The 17,861-nt window shown below is 69.7% G+C and carries 17 protein-coding genes; 10 read left to right on the top strand and 7 right to left on the bottom strand.

Going from position 1 to position 17,861, the window contains the following annotated elements; genetic code table 11:
• Window positions 1–65 precede the first annotated feature (65 nt).
• The 4 genes from ACZ6DL_RS25660 to ACZ6DL_RS25675 all read right to left on the bottom strand — a co-directional run bounded on the left by ACZ6DL_RS25660 (window position 66) and on the right by ACZ6DL_RS25675 (window position 4,013).
• Window positions 66–1,658 (bottom strand): succinic semialdehyde dehydrogenase, encoded by a 1,593-nt coding sequence (locus ACZ6DL_RS25660; RefSeq protein ID WP_466054823.1) that lies wholly within the window; start codon window positions 1,656–1,658, stop codon window positions 66–68.
• 139 nt (window positions 1,659–1,797) lie between these two features.
• The gene (locus tag ACZ6DL_RS25665; protein ID WP_466054824.1) at window positions 1,798–1,995 is read right to left on the bottom strand and encodes a ferredoxin; all 198 of its coding nucleotides are present in this window, start codon (window positions 1,993–1,995) and stop codon (window positions 1,798–1,800) included.
• Window positions 1,996–2,004: 9 nt separating this feature from the next.
• Window positions 2,005–2,811 carry an SDR family oxidoreductase gene (locus tag ACZ6DL_RS25670; RefSeq protein ID WP_466054826.1) on the bottom strand — a complete coding sequence of 269 codons (807 nt, stop codon included), beginning with the start codon at window positions 2,809–2,811 and terminating at the stop codon, window positions 2,005–2,007.
• Window positions 2,811–4,013, bottom strand: a complete 1,203-nt coding sequence (locus ACZ6DL_RS25675) for a cytochrome P450 (RefSeq protein ID WP_466055113.1) — start codon at window positions 4,011–4,013, stop codon at window positions 2,811–2,813. The genes ACZ6DL_RS25670 and ACZ6DL_RS25675 overlap by 1 nt, the downstream gene beginning before the upstream one ends.
• 300 nt (window positions 4,014–4,313) lie before the next feature.
• On the opposite strand from ACZ6DL_RS25675, the gene ACZ6DL_RS25680 reads away from it, so the two are divergent.
• From ACZ6DL_RS25680 to ACZ6DL_RS25710, 7 genes are all read left to right on the top strand, one after another.
• Window positions 4,314–5,783 carry an aldehyde dehydrogenase gene (locus tag ACZ6DL_RS25680; protein ID WP_466054827.1) on the top strand — a complete coding sequence of 490 codons (1,470 nt, stop codon included), beginning with the start codon at window positions 4,314–4,316 and terminating at the stop codon, window positions 5,781–5,783.
• Window positions 5,784–5,816: 33 nt separating this feature from the next.
• Entirely contained in the window at window positions 5,817–6,569 is a 753-nt protein-coding gene (locus ACZ6DL_RS25685) for an SDR family oxidoreductase (protein ID WP_466054829.1), read from the top strand.
• Complete coding sequence (locus ACZ6DL_RS25690) at window positions 6,566–7,444, top strand: NAD(P)-dependent oxidoreductase (protein WP_466054831.1); 879 nt, start codon at window positions 6,566–6,568, stop codon at window positions 7,442–7,444. The genes ACZ6DL_RS25685 and ACZ6DL_RS25690 overlap by 4 nt, the downstream gene beginning before the upstream one ends.
• A complete protein-coding gene (locus ACZ6DL_RS25695; RefSeq protein WP_393238453.1) occupies window positions 7,441–7,845 on the top strand; it encodes a carboxymuconolactone decarboxylase family protein in 405 nt (134 codons plus the stop codon). The genes ACZ6DL_RS25690 and ACZ6DL_RS25695 overlap by 4 nt, the downstream gene beginning before the upstream one ends.
• 14 nt (window positions 7,846–7,859) lie before the next feature.
• Window positions 7,860–9,329: an FAD-dependent oxidoreductase gene (locus tag ACZ6DL_RS25700; RefSeq protein ID WP_466054833.1), complete on the top strand. Its 1,470-nt coding sequence runs from the start codon at window positions 7,860–7,862 to the stop codon at window positions 9,327–9,329.
• A gap of 31 nt (window positions 9,330–9,360) precedes the next feature.
• Window positions 9,361–9,939, top strand: a complete 579-nt coding sequence (locus ACZ6DL_RS25705) for a TetR/AcrR family transcriptional regulator (protein WP_040866627.1) — start codon at window positions 9,361–9,363, stop codon at window positions 9,937–9,939.
• Between the two features lie 105 nt (window positions 9,940–10,044).
• Complete coding sequence (locus ACZ6DL_RS25710) at window positions 10,045–11,631, top strand: GMC family oxidoreductase (RefSeq protein WP_466054835.1); 1,587 nt, start codon at window positions 10,045–10,047, stop codon at window positions 11,629–11,631.
• A 22-nt stretch (window positions 11,632–11,653) separates the two neighbouring features.
• Here ACZ6DL_RS25710 and ACZ6DL_RS25715 read toward each other — a convergent pair whose 3' ends face one another.
• Window positions 11,654–12,001, bottom strand: a complete 348-nt coding sequence (locus ACZ6DL_RS25715; protein ID WP_040866625.1) for a DoxX family protein — start codon at window positions 11,999–12,001, stop codon at window positions 11,654–11,656.
• 93 nt (window positions 12,002–12,094) lie between these two features.
• On the opposite strand from ACZ6DL_RS25715, the gene ACZ6DL_RS25720 reads away from it, so the two are divergent.
• The gene (locus ACZ6DL_RS25720; protein WP_466054838.1) at window positions 12,095–12,967 is read left to right on the top strand and encodes a sigma-70 family RNA polymerase sigma factor; all 873 of its coding nucleotides are present in this window, start codon (window positions 12,095–12,097) and stop codon (window positions 12,965–12,967) included.
• Here the strand turns inward: ACZ6DL_RS25720 and ACZ6DL_RS25725 are convergent.
• Both ACZ6DL_RS25725 and ACZ6DL_RS25730 read right to left on the bottom strand, forming a co-directional pair.
• The gene (locus tag ACZ6DL_RS25725) at window positions 12,948–13,952 is read right to left on the bottom strand and encodes a helix-turn-helix transcriptional regulator (protein ID WP_466054840.1); all 1,005 of its coding nucleotides are present in this window, start codon (window positions 13,950–13,952) and stop codon (window positions 12,948–12,950) included. The two genes, ACZ6DL_RS25720 and ACZ6DL_RS25725, sit on opposite strands and share 20 nt — an antisense overlap.
• A gap of 153 nt (window positions 13,953–14,105) precedes the next feature.
• A complete protein-coding gene (locus ACZ6DL_RS25730; RefSeq protein ID WP_466054841.1) occupies window positions 14,106–14,582 on the bottom strand; it encodes a hypothetical protein in 477 nt (158 codons plus the stop codon).
• Between the two features lie 355 nt (window positions 14,583–14,937).
• Between ACZ6DL_RS25730 and ACZ6DL_RS25735 the strand changes: the two genes are divergently transcribed.
• The gene (locus tag ACZ6DL_RS25735; protein ID WP_393238471.1) at window positions 14,938–16,158 is read left to right on the top strand and encodes a PucR family transcriptional regulator; all 1,221 of its coding nucleotides are present in this window, start codon (window positions 14,938–14,940) and stop codon (window positions 16,156–16,158) included.
• Between the two features lie 268 nt (window positions 16,159–16,426).
• Window positions 16,427–17,797 (top strand): amidase, encoded by a 1,371-nt coding sequence (locus ACZ6DL_RS25740; protein WP_466054843.1) that lies wholly within the window; start codon window positions 16,427–16,429, stop codon window positions 17,795–17,797.
• Window positions 17,798–17,861: the final 64 nt, after the last annotated feature.

Consider the following 17,861-nt stretch of genomic DNA (forward strand, 5'->3'; position numbering starts at 1 on the left):
ACGCTACCGGATCGGCGGGGGCTGTGACCGTTGCGGGCGCGGCGGTTCCCGCGGGGGAACCGCGCTCAGCGCAACCTGGTTCGGCGCATCAGCCGCAGCGACGTCAGGGTCATCTTCAGCTGCTTGTCGTAGGGCTGACCTGCCCGCGCGGCGAGCACCTGTTTTTTGAGCACGCCGACGTTCACCGTGTCGGTGTACTTCAGCAGGCCCTGGTCACCGTGCCGGGTGCCGACACCGGACTGTTTCACGCCACCCGATGGCGTGCCTTTCGCGGCGTAGGTCGCGACGAAACCATCGTTGATGTTGATATTGCCCGCCTGCAACCGGGCGGCGATCCGCTCGGCGTGCGCGAAGTCCCGGGTCCAGACGCTGGCGTTCAAGCCGTAGTCGGTGGCGTTGGCCAGGCGCACCGCCTCCTGCTCGTCGTCGAACGGGTACACGGTGACGACCGGGCCGAAGGTTTCCAGCGTCGCGTGGGTCATCTCGGGGGTCACGCCGGTCAGCACGGTGGCCTCGTAGAACGCCGGGCCGACATCGGGCCGCGCCTGCCCGCCGACGTGCACGGTGGCCCCTTTCGATCGCGCGTCCTCGACGTGGGCGGCGACCCGTTCCAGGTGCTGCGGGGAGACGAGGGAGCCGAACTCCGGCGTGTAGTCGTAGGCCGCGCCGATCTTTTCGTTCAATTCCGCCGCGGCGGCGACCAACCGGCGGAGGAACTCGTCATGGATGGAGCGGTGCACGTAGATCCGCTCGATGTGCATACACGCCTGCCCCGAGTTGGCGAACACCGCGAACACCGCGCCGGGGACTACCTCGTCCAGGTTCGCGTCGGCGAGCACGATCATCGGATTCTTGCCGCCCAGCTCCAGGCTGCACCCGATGAGGTTGCGACCGGCCTGCTCGCCGACGATCCGGCCGGTGGCGGTCGAGCCGGTGAACATGACGAAGTCGACGTTGTCGATCAGGGTCGGCCCGATATCGGGTCCTTCACCACACACCACCTGCACCAGACCGCGGGGCAGCCCGGCCCGGTGCAGCAGCTCGACACCGAAGAGCACGCACAGCGCGGTCTTGTTGTCCGGCTTCAGCACCACGCCGTTGCCTGCCATCAGCGCGGGCATGGCGTCGGACAGCGCGATGGCGAAGGGAAAGTTCCACGGCGCGATCACCGCGACGAGCCCTTTGGGACGGTGCTGCTCGGTGGAGGTGGTCAGCAGGGGCATCGGGCCGCCGCGCCGCTTCGGCCGCAGCACCCGGCGCGCGGTCTTGAGATAATGACTGACCACCATGGGCACGTCGCAGGATTCCTCGACCGCCATGCGACGGGTCTTACCGCATCCGATCTGGATGAGATCGGCGATGGTCTCCACTTCGCCGAGCATCACCTCGTGCAGCCGCTCGAATACCCGCAGTCGTTCCCGCAGTGGCTGCGCGGCCCATTCCGTCTGCGCCGTCCGGGCGGTGGCGCACGCGCGCAGGACGTCCTGCGGGGTCGACTGCGGAAGCGCACCGACCGGCGCGCCGGTGTAGACCTCGGTCATCTCGAACGGCGCCGCGCTACCGTCGGCGGCGACCAGGCCGGTCAGCCGGGTGATCAGCTCCCCGGTGATCCTGGCGGGCAGGGCGCCCGCCGCCTTGTCGGTGTGTGCTGTGCTCATCGGATCATCTCCATGACGTCGGACATCGCCGCGGGCCCCGGGCCGGACAGTGCGCCTGAATTAGAACACGTTCCGGTTTCGGATTCATCGTATTCGTCCCCGCTCGCCCTGCCTACCCGCCGCGGGCGAAGAATTCCGCTCACTCGTCCGCGGCGATCGTCAACGCCTGGGTGGGGCAGTAGCGGACCGCGCGCTGCACGTCGGCCTGCGTCTGCGGGTCCGCGACGGCATCGAGGATCTCCACTTTGCCGCGCTTGGGGACGTGGAACACCTCGGGCGCCTCGTCCTGGCACACGGCATGTCCCTGACACAGATCCAGATCGGCCAGCACTCGCATCGTCGCTCCTTACTGCTCGTTCGATCCCGGGTCGTCCGCGAGCGGACGCACCGGCGCCTCGGGTTGCACCTCGACGAGCACCAGGTGTGCGCCGCGCGGCGTGGACACCACCGCCACCACCGCGGCGGCCAGGTCGCCGGCGCGCAGCATGTACGGGTGCCTGGCGAAGCCCCAGGCCTTCCAGTCCTCCAGCACCGGGCCGACGATCTCGGGCGTGGAGTCCATGCCCATCCCGGTCAGGGTCGGGCCGGGCCGGACCTGCGACAGGCGAATGCCGGTGCCCTCGAGTTCCATGCGCATCTGCGCGGCCATCGCTTCCAGACCCGCCTTGGCGGCACTGTAGGCGCCGGTGCGCGGACGCGGTTCGGATGCGCAGTCCGAGCTGATCAGCACCACGTCGCCGCGCTGCCTGCGCAGCATGCCGGGCAGCACCCGGTGCACGAGGCGCTGCGCGCCGACGAGATGCACCTGCACCTGGCGCACGAACCGTTCCGGGTCCATCGCGAATGCCTGTCCGAACTCGATGTCGCCCGCGCTGGACACCAGGATCTCGGTGGGGCCGAGCGCTTCTTCGGCAGCGCGCACGAACTCGTCGACCGAGTCGGGCTCGGTGACGTCGAGGCGGTAAGCGAAGGCTTCACCGCCGTCGGCGCGGATCTTGTCCGCCAGTTCGGCGCACTGCTCGGCGCGGCGGGCGCCGAGCGCGACCGGGTGACCCAGCTCGGCCAAGGCCACGGCGGTGGCCGCGCCGATCCCGGAGGAGGCGCCGGAGACGAGCGCGGGCCTGCGCTCGGGATGGGGTGCGAATCTTGGCATTATCGAGTCTCCACGGTGATGGGAAGGTGGGCGAACCCACGCACATTGGACGAATGAACACGTGCGATCCCGGATTCGATGACGTCGTAGGACCGCACCCGGGAGCCGAACTCGTGCAACGCGACGGTCGCTTCCAGCCGCGCCAGATGCGCGCCCAGGCAGAAGTGCACTCCCGCACCGAAACTCGCCAGCCCCGATTTGTCGGCACGATCGATACGGAAACTGTCACCATCGTCGAACACCGCGGGATCACGATTGGCCGAACCGATCAGCAGCAGCACCTTCGCTCCCGCCGGGACCACGCCGTCGTGGTAGCCGAGGTCTTCCGTCGCGGTACGCGCGATCATCTGACTGGAGGTGTCATAGCGCAGCGTCTCCTCCACCCAGTCGGCCACCAGGCCGGGGTCCGCGACGACCTTCGCGTACTCCCCCGGGTAACGCGCACCCCAATACAACGCATTACCCAGCAATTTCGTGGTGGTCTCGTTCCCGGCCACCACCATCAGGAACAAGAACCCGATGATCTCCTCATCGGACAACCGATCCCCTTCGATCTCGGCATCCAGCAACGCCGAGGTCAGATCATCCCGCCGGGCACGCCGACGCTCGGCCACCATCTCCGCGTAATAGCCCAGCAACTTCATCGACGCTTCCGCCGCCGCCACCGGCACATCCAGCACACCGTCCTCCCGGTGCACCACCAAATCCGCCAACCGGCGGATCTCCACCCGGTCGCCGGCCGGAACCCCCATCAACTCGGAGATCACATCCATCGGCAACTTGCCCGCGACCTCATCGATCCAGTCGAAACTCCCCCCGGCCAGCGCCGGTTCCAGATACGACAGCGTCAGCTCCCGAATCCGGACATCCATCTGCGCGACCCGCTTCGGGGTGAACCCCTTGAACACCAGCCGCCGCATCCGCATATGCCGCGGATCGTCCATCGCCAGAAACGACATCACCCGATGCGCGTGCGGCCCCCACGCCGCCGGATCCAGCGACACCCCATTCGCACTCGACAAACGCACACTGTCCCGAAACGCCGCGACCACATCCGCATGCCGCGACAACGCCCAGAAACCCAAAGCCGCATTGCGATACAGCGGCGCCTCCTCCCGCAGCCGTCGATACGTCGGATACGGATCCTCGTGAAACCCGTAGTCATACGGATCGAACACCACCGGCTCCACCGCGGCAGTCATCGCCCACACTCCGAAACCGATAACACGTTCCGCCTCGCGGCAGCGTGCCGCCACCGAGGCGGAGACAGATAGCTGGACATGTGTCTGGACAGTACCACCGATCCACCGTTCCCGACAATGCTTCTCGAACCACCAACCGTTTCGCCGTGCCGCACTCGACACTTTCGCGCGCATCCGGCCGGAGCGCACCCCTTCCCGCTCGGTCCCGTCGAGGTTGGCAGAGTTAGAACCTGTTATTGCCACAGATCGACGTCCGAGACTATATTCCGTACACGTGTCCAGACAGTATCGGAGTAATCCATGAGCAGCCTTCTGCCCACCGACGGGTCCCGCCTGCTGATCGGCGGCAAGCTGGTCGAGGGCGCCGACGGTGTCTTCGCGACGGTGAACCCGGCGACCGAGGAAGTCCTGGGCCTCGCCGCAGACGCGAACGCGGCCGATCTCGACGCGGCCGTCGCCGCCGCGCGCACCGCGTTCGACGAGACGGACTGGTCGCGCGATCACGCCTTCCGCGCCCACTGCCTCGAGCAGTTGCGCACCGCGTTGCAGTCCCACGTGGAGGACCTGCGCGAAATCACGATCGCCGAGGCGGGCGCCCCGCGGATGCTGACCGCGGGCCCGCAGTTGGAAGGCCCGGTCGCCGACCTGGGTTACGCGGCCGGACTCGCCGAAACCTACGACTGGGAAACCGATCTGGGCGTGGCCGAACCGATGGGCATCAAGACCCGCCGGTTGCTGCGCCGGGAGCCGATCGGCGTGGTCGGGGCGATCACGCCCTGGAACTTCCCGCATCAGATCAACTTCGCCAAATTGGGTCCCGCGCTGGCGGCGGGGAACACCGTCGTGCTCAAACCCGCCCCCGATACCCCTTGGTGCGCGGCGGCGGTCGGCGCCGTCATCGCCGAGGAGACCGACATCCCGGCCGGCGTCGTCAATATCGTGACCTCCGCCGACCACACGCTCGGCGCCCGGCTGACCGCCGACCCGCGCGTCGACATGATCAGTTTCACCGGCTCCACGGCCACCGGCCGCGCCGTCATGACCGGCGCCGCGACGACTTTGAAGAAGGCGTTCCTCGAACTGGGCGGCAAATCGGCGTTCATCGTGCTCGATGACGCCGACATCGCCGCGGCCTGCTCGGTCGCGGCGTTCTCGGTGTGCGTGCACGCCGGGCAGGGCTGCGCGCTGTCCACCCGGCTGCTGGTCCCGCGCGCCGCCTACGACCAAGCGGTGCAGGCGGCCGCGGGCACGCTCGGTGGGATCAGGCCGGGCGATCCCACCGACCCGCGCACGGTGTGCGGGCCGCTGATCTCCGAACGCCAGCGCGCCAGGGTCGAACGCTATGTCGACATCGCGCGCGCCGAGGGCGGGCGGATCGTGGTCGGCGGCGGGCGGCCGGCCCGGCACGAACGCGGGTTCTTCGTCGAACCCACATTGATCGCGGACGTCCCCAACAGCTCGACCGTCGCCCGCGAAGAGATCTTCGGCCCGGTGCTGGTGATCATCCCGCATGACGGCGACGAGGACGCCGTCCGCATCGCCAACGACTCCCCCTACGGCCTGTCCGGTTCGGTCTGGGGAACCGACCCCGAGCGCATCCGGCGCGTCACCGAACGCGTGCGCACCGGGACGCTGGGCGTCAACGGCGGGATCTGGTACTCCGCCGACGTCCCCTTCGGCGGCTACAAGCAATCCGGCCTCGGCCGTGAGATGGGCATCGCCGGTTTCGAGGAGTACCTCGAGACCAAAGTCATCGCCACCGCGGTCTGACCGCCGCGGGACAACACAGAGGAGCTGAACTCCATGGCCCGTTTCACGGGAAGATCCGCCATCGTCACCGGCGCCGCTCAGGGCATCGGCGCCGCCTACGCGCAGGCGCTGGCCGCCGAAGGAGCGAACGTCGTCGTCGCCGACAAGAACGCCGAGAGCGGCGCGGCGGTCGTCGAGAAGATCGTCGCCGACGGCGGCAACGCGGTGTTCGGACAAGTCGATGTGTCCGATCCCGACTCGGCCACCGCGCTGGCCGATCTCGCCGTCGCCGAGTTCGGCGGCATCGACCACCTGGTCAACAACGCCGCCATCTACGGCGAGATGAAACTGAACCTGCTGCTGACCGTGCCGTGGGACTACTACCGGAAGTTCATGAGCGTGAACATGGACGGCGCGCTCGTCATGACCCGCGCCGTCTGGCCGCACATGTCCAAGCGCGGCAGCGGATCGATCGTCAACCAGTCCTCCACCGCCGCGTGGCTGTATTCCAGCTTCTACGGCCTGGCGAAAGTCGGCGTCAACGGGCTCACCCAGCAACTGGCCTTCGAACTGGGCGGGTCGAACATCCGCGTCAACGCCATCGCGCCGGGACCGATCGACACCGACGCCACCAAGGCGGTCACCCCGGAGGTGATCGTCGACGACATCGTCAAACGCCTGCCGCTCAAGCGGATGGGCACGCCGCAGGACCTGGTCGGCGCCTGCCTGTACCTGCTGTCGGACGAGGCGAGCTGGGTCACCGGGCAGATCTTCAACGTCGACGGCGGACAGATCGTGCGGTCATGAGCGCCCGCATCGGATTCCTCGGCCTCGGTAACATGGGCGCGCCGATGGCCGAGCGCCTGCTGCGATGGCCAGGCGGGCTGACGGTGTGCGACACGCGGCCCGAGGCGGTCGAGCCGTTCCTCGCGGCCGGGGCCGAGGCGGTCACCTCCGCCGCCGAACTCGCCGGGCAGGCGGCGGTCATCTCCATCACCGTGGTGAACGATGCCCAGGTCCGCGACGTGATCACCGGTCCGGAGGGCATATTGCGCACCGCCGCGGCGGGCACCGTGGTCGCCGTGCACTCCACGATCAGCGATCACACCGCCGAAGAACTCGCGGCGGTCTGCCGCGACCGCGGCGTCGAACTGGTGGACGCGCCGATCAGCGGCGGCGCGCCGGGCGCGACCCGCGGCGCGCTCGCGGTCATGGTCGGCGGCAGCGACGCGGCGTTCGAGCAGGTGCGCGAACCGTTCGGCTACTTCGCCGATCTGATCGTGCACGCCGGGCCGGTCGGCGCGGGCACGCGCATGAAACTGGCCCGCAACCTGCTGCACTTCGTCTCCTTCACCGCCGCCACCGAGGCGCAACGCCTGGCCGAGGCGGCCGGTCTCGACCTCACCGCGCTCGGCAAAGTGGTGCGCCACTCCGACGCGGTCACCGGCGGGCCCGGTGCCATCATGCTGCGCGGCACCACCGCGCCGATCCAGGACGGCGACTTCTGGCTGCCGATCCTGCGGCACGTGCGCGACCTCGGGGAGAAAGACCTCGGTCTCGCCCTGGAATTGGGCGAACGGCTCGGCACCGCGCTGCCGCTGGCCGCACTCGCCATCGACCTGCTCGGTCCCGGACTCGGCGTCGGGACGGGCACCTCCGCATCGGAAAGGCAAACCTCATGAGCGACAACGGTTCCAGCGACAGCGTGCGGCAGCGCGGTCTGGCCAGGATGGCCGAGGTCTACGGCACGGAGTTCCAGGAATACCCCGGCGCCCACTTCGCCGTCACCGCCGACCACCTCTTCGCCGACATCTGGTCGCGGCCGGGACTCACCATCCGCGACCGCAGGTTGCTGCTGCTCGGCGCGCTGGCCGCGCAGGGCGCGATCGACACCGCGGGCATCCAGATCGGGGCCGCGCTGCGCAACGGCGAACTCACCGAAGACCAGCTGCACGAGATCGCGGTGTTCCTATGTCACTACGTGGGTTGGCCGAACGGCACCAAACTCGACATCCTGGTGGGCACGATTGTGGCGCAGCAGAAGAAGGCCGCCCGCGCGCAGTCCGCGCCCGCCGAGCAGTGAAGGATTCGTTGACCATGTCTGACGCCACCACCATTCGCCCCCTGCGCGCGAGCCGGGTCGAGACCTGGGACCACCGGGCCGACGTCGTCGTCGCCGGATACGGCATCGCCGGGGTCTGCGCCGCCATCGAGGCCGCCCGCGCGGGTGCGGACGTGCTGGTCCTGGAGCGTACCGGCGGCTGGGGTGGCGCCGCCGCCCTGGCGGGCGGCTTCATCTACCTCGGTGGCGGCACACCGCTGCAACAGGCCCTCGGTTTCCAGGACACGCCGGAGAACATGGAGACCTTCCTGCTCGCGGCGCTCGGCCCCGGCGTGGACAAGGCGAAGATCGCCGACTATTGCCGCGGCAGCGTCGAGCACTTCCACTGGCTGGTGTCCTGCGGCGTGCCGTTCCGCGAAGCGTTCTGGGGCGAGCCGGGGTGGGAGCCGCCGCACGACGAAGGACTGATGTACTCCGGCGGCGAGAACGCCGCGCCCTTCAACGCGATCGCCGAACCCGCTCCGCGCGGCCATGTTCCGCAGATGGCCGACAAGCGCACCGGCGAGAAGGGCGGCGGCTACATGCTGATGAAGCCGCTGGCCGACACCGCGGCAGCGCTCGGCATCCGGGCGGAGTACGACATGCGGATCGCGCGGCTGATCGTCGACGACGACGATCGGGTGGTCGGGGTGCTGGCCCGCCGCTACGGCAAGCCGGTCGCCATCCGCGCCGAGCGCGGCGTCGTGCTGGCCACCGGCAGTTTCGCCTACCACAAGGAGATGATCGAAGGATATGCGCCGCGACTGATCGGCAGGCCCGCCGCGGCGATCGAGGAACACGACGGCATCGGCATCCGACTGGCGCAGGCGCTCGGCGCGGAGCTGGCGCACATGGACGCGACCGAGGTGGCGTTCTTCGGGGATCCGCAGCTGCTGGCCCGAGGCATCTTGGTCAACGGGCGCGGCCAGCGCTACATCCCGGAGGACACCTACCCCGGCCGGATCGGCCAGGCGACGCTGATCCAGCAGGACAATCAGGCGTTTCTGGTGCTCGATGAAGCGTCCTACGAGGAGGCGCTGACGACCGAGACCTCCACGCCGTTCTTCCGCCAGCCCCCGACCTGGGTGGCGGAGACCATCGCCGAGCTGGAAGCGGAGATGGGCCTGCCCGGCCAGGCGTTGCAGGCGACCGTGGAGTGCTACAACCTGCACGCCGCCGACGGCGCGGACCCGGTGCTGGGCAAGAAGCCGGAATGGGTGCGCCCGCTGCGCGGACCGGTGGCGGCCTTCGACATGCGCGGCTTCACGGCCGGTTTCACCCTCGGCGGACTGCGCACCGACCTCGATTCGCGGGTGCTGCACGTCTCCGGAGAGCCGATTCCGGGATTGTTCGCGGCAGGCCGGTGCACCTCCGGCCTGTGCGCGGGCGGCTACGTCAGCGGCGCGTCGCTGGGCGACGGCAGCTTCTACGGGCGCCGGGCCGGCATCGCGGCGGCCAAGAACTGAACCGCCCGGGCCGATAGTAGGATCCAGACATATGTCCGAACCCGATTCCGTCATTCTCGAGGCGACCCGCCGCAGGCTGTCCGGCAAGCAGGCCGACACCGTCGACAAGCTGACCCGCGCGGCGGTGGAAGTGCTGGCGCGGGAAGGGTTCGCGGGCATGACCATCCGGATGGTCGCCGCGGCGGCCGGGGTCGGGACGGCCACCGCGTACACCTACTTCTCCTCCAAGGAGCATCTGGTCGCCGAGATCTTCTGGCGGCGGCTGGTCGCGTCGCCGTCGCCGGTCAGCGAGGACAAGGACCCGACCGTCCGGGTGATCGCCGAGTTGCGGAACATCGCCATGCTGGTGGCCGACGAGCAGGAACTCTCCGGCGCGGTCACCAGCGCCCTGCTCGGCCGCGATCCGGACGTGGAGCATCTGCGCGGACGCATCGGTGCCGAGATCCGCAAGCGGATCATCCGCGCGCTCGGTCCGGATCCGGACCCGGACGTGGTCGAATCGCTGGAATTGCTCTATGCGGGCGCGCTGGTGCGGGCGGGCATGGGTTACGGGTCCTACTCCGAGATCGCCGACCGCATCGAGACCTCCGCGCTGCTGATCCTGCGATAGCGCGGACTTCGCCGGACGACTTCGCGCCGGGTTGCCCGAAATCGGCCACGCGACGCGGGCATGCTCGTATCTTTGCCGTAGTCGGTGCAGATCGGAGTGGGAACAGTGCAACCTGGTGAGCTTTCCGCGGACTACGTCGTCGTCGGCTCGGGATCGGCGGGCGCGGTGGTGTCCAATCGGCTCAGCGCCGATCCGGGCACCACGGTGGCGTTGCTGGAAGCGGGCCCGCCGGACAAGAACAAGTTCGCGCACATCCCCGCCGGGTTCGCCAAACTGTTCCGCTCCGAGGTGGATTGGGACTACCTCACCACGCCGCAACCGGAACTGAAGAACCGCGAGATCTACTGGCCGCGCGGCAAGATGTTCGGCGGCTCGTCCTCGATGAACGCCATGATGTGGGTGCGCGGATTCCGGGCGGACTACGACGAGTGGGCGCTGCTGGCGGGCGAGGAGTGGGGTTTCGCCGCGGCGGTCGAGCAGTACCGCCGCATCGAACGCGTGGAGAACGCCCAGTACCCCGACGAAGGCACCGAGGGTCCGCTGCACGTCTCCCGTCAGCGCAGCCCGCGCGGTCTCACCGCCGCCTACCTGGCCGCGGTGCAGGAGGCGGGCTACCAGGTGGAGCCGCCCAACCGTCCGCAGCCGGAGGGGTTCAGCGAGACCATGGTCACCCAGCGCGCCGGCCGCCGCTGGAGTACCGCCGACGCCTATCTGCGGCCGGCACTGCGTCGTCCGAACCTCACGGTGCGCAGCGAGGCGCTGGCCACCCGGGTGCTGTTCGACGGCACGCGCGCGGTGGGCGTGGAGTACCGCCACGGCGGCGGCACGCACACGGTGACCGCGCGGCGTGAGGTCGTGCTGTGCGGCGGCGCGATCAACAGCCCGCAACTGCTGATGCTCTCCGGCATCGGCGATCGCGACGAACTGGCCCGCCACGGCATCGAGGTGCGCCACCACGCGCCGGAGGTGGGCGCGAATCTGCAGGATCATCTCGTCGCGGGCATCGGCTACGGCGTCGCGGGCGATTCGCTGTTCGGCGCCGAGCGGCCGCGCCAGTTGCTGGCCTACCTGATCCGCCATCGCGGCATGCTCACCTCGAACGTCGGCGAGGCGTACGGGTTCGTGCGCAGCACGCCGGATCTGGAGTTCCCGGACCTGGAGCTGGTGTTCGCACCCGCGCCGTTCTACTACGAAGGACTTCAGGACCCGACCGAGCACGGGGTGATCCTGGCGACGGTGCTGCTGCGCCCGCAGAGCCGAGGACGGATCACCCTGTCCGGCGTGGACCCGTCCGCCAAACCCGTGATCGATCCGCGCTACCTGTCCGACAGCGCAGGGGCCGACCGCGCCGCCATCATGGCCGGATTGCGGGTGTGCGCAGCCATCGCCGCAGAGCCGTCGATGAAGGCGGTGCTCGGCCCGCTGATCTACCCGCCCCAGGCGCCCGCGGAACCGGAAGCCGTGCTCGAACTGACGCTCAACTCCTACGCCCACACGCTCTACCATCCGGTCGGCACCTGCCGCATGGGCACCGACTCCGCCAGCGTCGTCACGCCCCGGCTGGAAGTGCGTGGCGTCCAAGGGCTTCGGGTGGCCGACGCCTCGGTGATGCCGCTGCTCATCCGGGGCCACACCCACGCGCCGGCGGTGTTCATCGGCGAGCAGGCGGCCGAGTTCATCCTCGCGGAGTAGTGCCACGCGCGGCGCCGCGCATCTACGCCGCGACGGACAGTCCCAGCGATGCGGCCGCCAGGGCGAGGTATGGCAGCGGGTAGCCGATGTGGGCGTACTGCCGCGCACGCACCACGGTCACCACCGCGCCGACGAAGTAGCCGACCAGCCCGGCCGCCGCGGCAACCGCGATCGGCGGGACCGCCAGTCCGACCAGCAGCCCGGCCCCGCCGACCGCTTTGACGACCGCGAGAGGCGTCAGCCACGACTCCGGAACGCCGTAGGCGCGCATGTTCGTCCGCACCCACTCGGCGCGGACCACGTCGATGCCCGCCGCGAGCAATGCGGCGGCGGCTGCCAGCACGGTGGCGACGACGTAAGCGATGTCCATGGCAATACCCTTTCGTCAGGTGGCGCGCCCGGTCACCCGGGCGCTGTCCGATCCGTCATCTCGATGACGGACCATGGAGCGGAAAGGTGACCGATGCCCACCGAAGACGGTTTCGCGCGCGAATTCGAGTCCCAGCGCGGCCACCTGCACGCGGTCGCCTACCGCATGCTCGGCTCACCCAGCGAGGCCGACGACGCGGTGCAGGAGACCTGGCTGCGGCTGGCCCGCCACGACGTCGAGGACGTACGGAACCTGCCGGGCTGGCTCACCACCGTCGTGTCCCGGATCTGCCTGGACCTGCTGCGCGCCAGGGCCGCGCGGCGCGAGGAACCGCTCGACCACCCCGCCCGGCTGGAAAGCGGCGCCGACGAGAACGAACCGGAGCACGAGGCAGTCCTGATCGACTCGGTCGGCCGGGCACTGCTGGTGGTGCTGGACCGGCTCGGCCCCGACGAGCGGGTCGCGTTCGTCCTGCACGACCTGTTCGCGGTGCCGTTCGACCAGATCGGGCCGATCGTCGGACGCACAACGCCGACCACCAAGAAGCTGGCCAGCCGGGCTCGCCACCGCGTGCGGGATGCCGATGCCACCCCCGAACTCACCGCGCAGCGGCATGTCGTCGACGCGTTTCTCGGCGCGGCACGCGACGGCGACCTCGACGCGCTCCTGGCCGTCCTGGCGCCCGATGTGGTCCGCACTGCCGACGCCGCCGCGCTTCCCCCCGGAGTGGCCACGACCGTGCGCGGCGCGGCCTCGGTGGCCGAAGAGACCGTGCTGCTCCGGCGGCGTGCACAGGTGGCGGCGCTCGCGCTGGTGGACGGTCACCCGGGCGTCGTCGTCGCGCCGCACGGCAGGCTGCTGCTGGCGCTCACCGTCACGGTGCGCGGCGACCGGGTGGCGGGATACCGGGTGATCGCCGAGGCGGCCCGGCTGCGCGGCCTGTCGATCAGCCTGTTTCCGGGCTGATTCCGGATGCCGTCCGGTTCAGGAACGCGGGCACCGGCTCACGCGCGTCGCCCGGCAGGGTGCGTTCCGCCGCTCGGCGCCGCCGGAAGTCTCGCGGCGTCTCACCGAAGCGCGCCTTGAACGCCGCGGAGAACCATGCCGGCGTGAATCCGGCCCGGACCGCCAGCGCGCTGATGGGATCGTCCTCCCGCGCCGGGTCCTCGAGCAGGTCGCGTGCGGCGCGCAGGGCTTCGTCCCGCCGCACGTCGCGGTAGGTGGTGCCGGCCTGCTGCAGTACCGAGCGCAACTGCCGGGGCGACCAGCCCAGCGCGTGCGCCACCGCGGGCAGGCGCACGTCACTGCGGCCGACATTGGCTCGCACGTACTGCCGGATCTGCGCGACGACATGGGCGTGATGGGTTCGCTGCGGACCGGTCTCGCCGAGCGAGATCAGGCTGAGCAACTCCGCGATCCGGTCGCAGACCGCGTTGAACTCGAGGTCGGACAGATTCGCCTGTTCGTCGTGGGTGCTGCGGATCATGGCCTGGGTGATCCGGCCGAGTCCGGAGTTCAAGTCGATCGTCATACCGCGTTCGGCGAGCGGTCCCGCGCGATGGTCCAGTTCGGCACGGGGAAGCTGGAACGCGTAGGCCGACAACAGCGGGATGTGGATCTGGCACAGATCGTCGAGTGCGGTCACCGCGGCCTGTTCGGGTCGCGCCCGCGTCTCCTCTCCGCGATAGCGCACCGAGTACACGCCCCGCTGGGGGACGACGACCCAGTAGAAGTCGTCACACGGACCGTGGCGGATGTTCGTCCGGGTGCGGTAGGAGGTACTGGTTCCCCGCTGCTCCCAGCGCAACAACCGGTAGACGGCCGACTCCTGAACCGTCAGCCCCGAATACCATCGGTCCGGATCGCCGTAGCGGTAGTCCATGGGAACGAAGCTGTTGGCGATCTCCGTCCACGATTCGGCATCGCTCGCGGTTACGCCATAGCACTTCATGGTGACAACCTATCGCCGCCGATTCACCGATACCGCATTGTCCATCAACACGATACGACTCCAGCGCGCCTCCTCGCGCAGCTGGGAAGCCTCCGGCGCGGTCACGCGATCCCGCAGGCCGGGCGCGTATCACGCGGTCACACCGCGCTCGTCTCAGCGCGCGGGCACCCTGGCGAAGCCGAGCGGCGGCGTGGGAGCGGGACCGGTGCGCAACACCGGACGGAAGTCCGGCAGCACCGGCAGGACGTCGGCGTTGCGGGCGGCGTAACAGCGCACGGCGGGCAGCGCACGGGCGACCTCGGCGCGCTCCACCGGCTCGTGGTCGATGAAACCGATGGCCTCCGGCCGGAGTCCGAGGGTGCGCCCGATCCGCATGATCGCCGAAGATTTGGGGCCCCAGCCGATCTCGATGGCCGAGAACATCTCGTAGACGCCGTACCGGTACAGCTTGTCCAGCGTCCATTCGCGCTCGCCGCGGCTTGCCACGGCATGCCAGATCCCGCGCTCGCTGAGCACGCGCAGGGTGCGCAGGGCGGCGGGTCGCAACGCGCCGACGGTCGCGTCGCACACGGCGCCGTCCCACAAGGTGTTGTCCAGTTCCCAGACAAGACATCTCAGAGCCGGTGTCATCGCCCTGCCCCTATCGTTGCGTCCGCACTGCCTTTCCGCCGTGGCGTGCGCGGCGGATGGGCACTGCACACCATCCAGGACACGACACGTGCCGGACAAGACCCCCGTTACATGGCCATGCCCGGCGCGGGTGATCCTACCGGCATGTCCGTCCGCGCTCGCGGCGACGACCGAACCCGGCGCCGCCCGCGCGGGGTAGGTAGCCGCTGTCCGGCCCGGTCCTGTGACCGCTCACAACCCCGCACCGACCGGTCCCTCCCAGCTCTCACAGAACCGGTCGATCGGGTCCGCGAAGGAGATCTACCGATTAGTGTGAATGCGCTGCACACCAATCGTGGGCGGAAGGGAGTCGCCAATGTCCGTCGACAGTTCGGCCCGGCCGAGCCTGACCCTGTCGGGAAAGCCGATGTCGTCCCCGCTGAAGGATGTTCGCGGGCTAGCGCGTCAGATGGTCGGGCACTTCGTCGAGAACGTCACCCCGTGCGGGACGCTACCGGGTGACGCGATCGCCGGCGACGTCACCACCATCACCCGGGTCTGCCTGGAGCTGGCGGTGAGCATGCTCGACGGAAAGGACCTTCCGGAGAAACTCCAGCGGCTCGGTGACGCCGCCGCGGGGTGGGCGCGGGAGGGGGTGCCGATCGACACCATCCACCACTCGATCCACGAAGGCTTCAAGATGGGCCTGGACCTAGTGGTGTCCGACGCGACGATGAAGGACTACGACGATCTCGTCGACGGCGCCAAGATGGTCGTCGAGATGCTCGACATGATCAACTCCGCGGTCTCCATGGCCTACGTTCGTGAGCTTCGCGCGGTGGTCAGTGAGCACCACACCGCCGTGCACACGCTGACGTCCGCGCTGCTCGGCGGGCACAGCACCTCCACCATGGCGCGCGAGTGCGGCATCGCCATCGCGTCGTCGTACGCCGTTCTGGCCGTGGCGATCCCGCCGCACCGCGAGGAACGCAACCCGATGGTGGACGGCAAGGTCGTCGCGCGCCGGAAACTGCGCCGGGTCCAGGCCGAACTGGCCACACGCTGTGGCGAGGCCGTGCTGTCGCTGCTGAGCGTCGACGGGGGCACGGTGCTCATCCCGTCCGGCCATCTGGACAACGAGCAGTTGGACGCGCTGGTCACCCAACTGTCGCACGCCGCGCAGGTGGGCGTCACCGCGACCATGGTCGAGGCGACCCCCGAGAAGATCCCCACCGCCGCCGATCAGGCGCACGAACTGCTCGACATGGTGCAGCGATTGCAGGCGGTGGCCGGGCTCTACCGCTTCGACGAACTGGCGCTGGAATACCAGCTGACCAGACCCGGGCCCGGCCGCGAGTATCTCGGCTCGCTGCTGGACCCGCTGGACGCGCATCCCGAGCTGCTGGAAACGCTGCAACGCCACATCGCCAACAACCTCAACCGGCAGCGCACGGCACGCGTGCTGCACGTGCACACCAACACCGTGGACTACCGGCTCAAGCGGATCGGACAGCTCACCGGTTTCGACCCCTCCCAGCCGTCGGGCCTGTGGTACCTGCGCTCGGCACTCGTGGCCCGCACCTATCGCACGACCTGATCATTCAACCCCGATTTCGTCGCGGTTTCCGGCCCGCGAGTGCCCGGAACCGCGGCGATCTCCGGCGCGACATGCTCTCCGTCCGAACCGGCTCGCCCGCATCGAGAACGCGAGGTACTCGCCGTGTGTCGCGTCGTTCCCATGCGCGGCGACGACAGCGCTGGTCGTTGTGGGTTCACCCGTCGACGATTACCGTGGGCGGCGAGTCGCGAAGGCCGGTGGCGGTGCCGCAGTGGTCGTCGCGATCCGAGGTACCGAGGAGAGTGCGATGACATGGGCGGGCGCGCCGGCGACCGAGATCGCGGCGGGCGTCCGGAGCCGGACGGTATCGCCGCTCGAGGTGGCCGACGAGCACCTGACCCGCATCGCGGCACTCGACCTGCGGCTCAACGCCTTCCGGATCGTGCGCCACGAGCAGGTCCGCCACGAAGCCCGCGCGCTGGCCACCCGCGGCGATCTTCGTGACCTTCCGCTCGCCGGGGTTCCCGTGGCGGTGAAGGACAACCTCGACCTCGCCGGATGCGTGACCGGCAACGGATCCCGCGCGGCACGCCAGACCGCGGCTGGTTCCGACAGCGAGTTGGTCGGCCGGTTACGCGCCGCGGGCGCGCTGCTGATCGGCAAGACCAATGTGCCCGAGCTGTGTCAGTGGCCGGTCACCGAGAGCGCAGCGCACGGCGTCACCCGCAATCCGTGGCACCACGCGTACACGCCGGGCGGCTCCACCGGCGGCGGCGCGGCGGCGGTCGCCACCGGGATGGCCGCGCTCGCAGTAGGTTCCGACGGCGGCGGATCGATCCGTATCCCCGCGTCCTGCTGCGGGGTCGTCGGACTGAAGCCCGGAGACGGAGTGATCCCGCGCCCTGCCGAACTCGGCTCGAATTGGCTCGGCATATCGACGTTCGGCCCGCTGGCGACCACGGTGTCCGACGCGGCGCTCCTGCTCGGGGTGCTCGCCGCCGACGACCGCTACCGGACGCCGCCTCCACTCGAGCGGCCGCTGCGGATCGGCATGACCACCCGGTCACCGGTGCTGGGCGCATCCGTCGACCCTCAGGTGCGCACGGCGATGCTGGCCGCGGCCGAAGCGCTGCGCGCAGCGGGCCATACCGTCACCGAGGCGTCGCCGCCGTGGCGGCCGCAGGACGCGCTCGGCTTCCTCGCACGCTATTTCGCCGGCGTCGCCGAGGACACCGCGAACCTGAGCGCGGATCTCCTCGAACCGCTGACCCGCAAGGTGGCGCGGGCCGGACGGGTGATCACAAGGATGCACCGCGTACCCGACGCTCCCCCGCGGCGGCAGGCGGGCCGATTCGCCGCGTGGTTCACCAAGCACGACCTCCTGCTCACGCCCACCCTGGCGACCCCGCCGGTGCCCGTCGGGGCCTTCGCCGGGAAAGGGTTTCTGCGAACCATGCTCGACGTGCCCCGCTTCATCCCGTTCACGCCGCCGTTCAACACGGTGCGCTACCCGGCGATATCTGTTCCCGCCGGACACTCCGATGCCGGGCTGCCCATCGGCGTCCAGCTCGCCGCGGCGCCCGGCGGCGAGACCACGCTGCTGGCGGTCGCCGCACAGCTGGAGCGGATTCGTCCGTGGCAGCGGCACGCTCCCCTCGGCGACGAGGCGATCCGTTGAGCGACCGCTACGCCTGAGCGGCCCCGGGGCTCCCACCGGTCTCCGCCCACAGCGCCGTGATTTC

This window comes from Nocardia sp. NPDC041819 (assembly GCF_055590505.1).

What these genes read in the sequence shown, in the direction of transcription:
- ACZ6DL_RS25665 (WP_466054824.1), bottom strand. Translation starts at nt 1,995, where the DNA reads ATGCGAGTGCTGGCCGATCTGGATCTGTGTCAGGGACATGCCGTGTGC.
- ACZ6DL_RS25740 (WP_466054843.1), top strand. Translation starts at nt 16,427, where the DNA reads ATGACATGGGCGGGCGCGCCGGCGACCGAGATCGCGGCGGGCGTCCGG.
- ACZ6DL_RS25735 (WP_393238471.1), top strand. Translation starts at nt 14,938, where the DNA reads ATGTCCGTCGACAGTTCGGCCCGGCCGAGCCTGACCCTGTCGGGAAAG.
- ACZ6DL_RS25670 (WP_466054826.1), bottom strand. Translation starts at nt 2,811, where the DNA reads ATGCCAAGATTCGCACCCCATCCCGAGCGCAGGCCCGCGCTCGTCTCC.
- ACZ6DL_RS25725 (WP_466054840.1), bottom strand. Translation starts at nt 13,952, where the DNA reads ATGAAGTGCTATGGCGTAACCGCGAGCGATGCCGAATCGTGGACGGAG.
- ACZ6DL_RS25695 (WP_393238453.1), top strand. Translation starts at nt 7,441, where the DNA reads ATGAGCGACAACGGTTCCAGCGACAGCGTGCGGCAGCGCGGTCTGGCC.
- ACZ6DL_RS25730 (WP_466054841.1), bottom strand. Translation starts at nt 14,582, where the DNA reads ATGACACCGGCTCTGAGATGTCTTGTCTGGGAACTGGACAACACCTTG.
- ACZ6DL_RS25675 (WP_466055113.1), bottom strand. Translation starts at nt 4,013, where the DNA reads ATGACTGCCGCGGTGGAGCCGGTGGTGTTCGATCCGTATGACTACGGG.
- ACZ6DL_RS25720 (WP_466054838.1), top strand. Translation starts at nt 12,095, where the DNA reads ATGCCCACCGAAGACGGTTTCGCGCGCGAATTCGAGTCCCAGCGCGGC.
- ACZ6DL_RS25715 (WP_040866625.1), bottom strand. Translation starts at nt 12,001, where the DNA reads ATGGACATCGCTTACGTCGTCGCCACCGTGCTGGCAGCCGCCGCCGCA.
- ACZ6DL_RS25685 (WP_466054829.1), top strand. Translation starts at nt 5,817, where the DNA reads ATGGCCCGTTTCACGGGAAGATCCGCCATCGTCACCGGCGCCGCTCAG.
- ACZ6DL_RS25705 (WP_040866627.1), top strand. Translation starts at nt 9,361, where the DNA reads ATGTCCGAACCCGATTCCGTCATTCTCGAGGCGACCCGCCGCAGGCTG.
- ACZ6DL_RS25660 (WP_466054823.1), bottom strand. Translation starts at nt 1,658, where the DNA reads ATGAGCACAGCACACACCGACAAGGCGGCGGGCGCCCTGCCCGCCAGG.
- ACZ6DL_RS25700 (WP_466054833.1), top strand. Translation starts at nt 7,860, where the DNA reads ATGTCTGACGCCACCACCATTCGCCCCCTGCGCGCGAGCCGGGTCGAG.
- ACZ6DL_RS25680 (WP_466054827.1), top strand. Translation starts at nt 4,314, where the DNA reads ATGAGCAGCCTTCTGCCCACCGACGGGTCCCGCCTGCTGATCGGCGGC.
- ACZ6DL_RS25690 (WP_466054831.1), top strand. Translation starts at nt 6,566, where the DNA reads ATGAGCGCCCGCATCGGATTCCTCGGCCTCGGTAACATGGGCGCGCCG.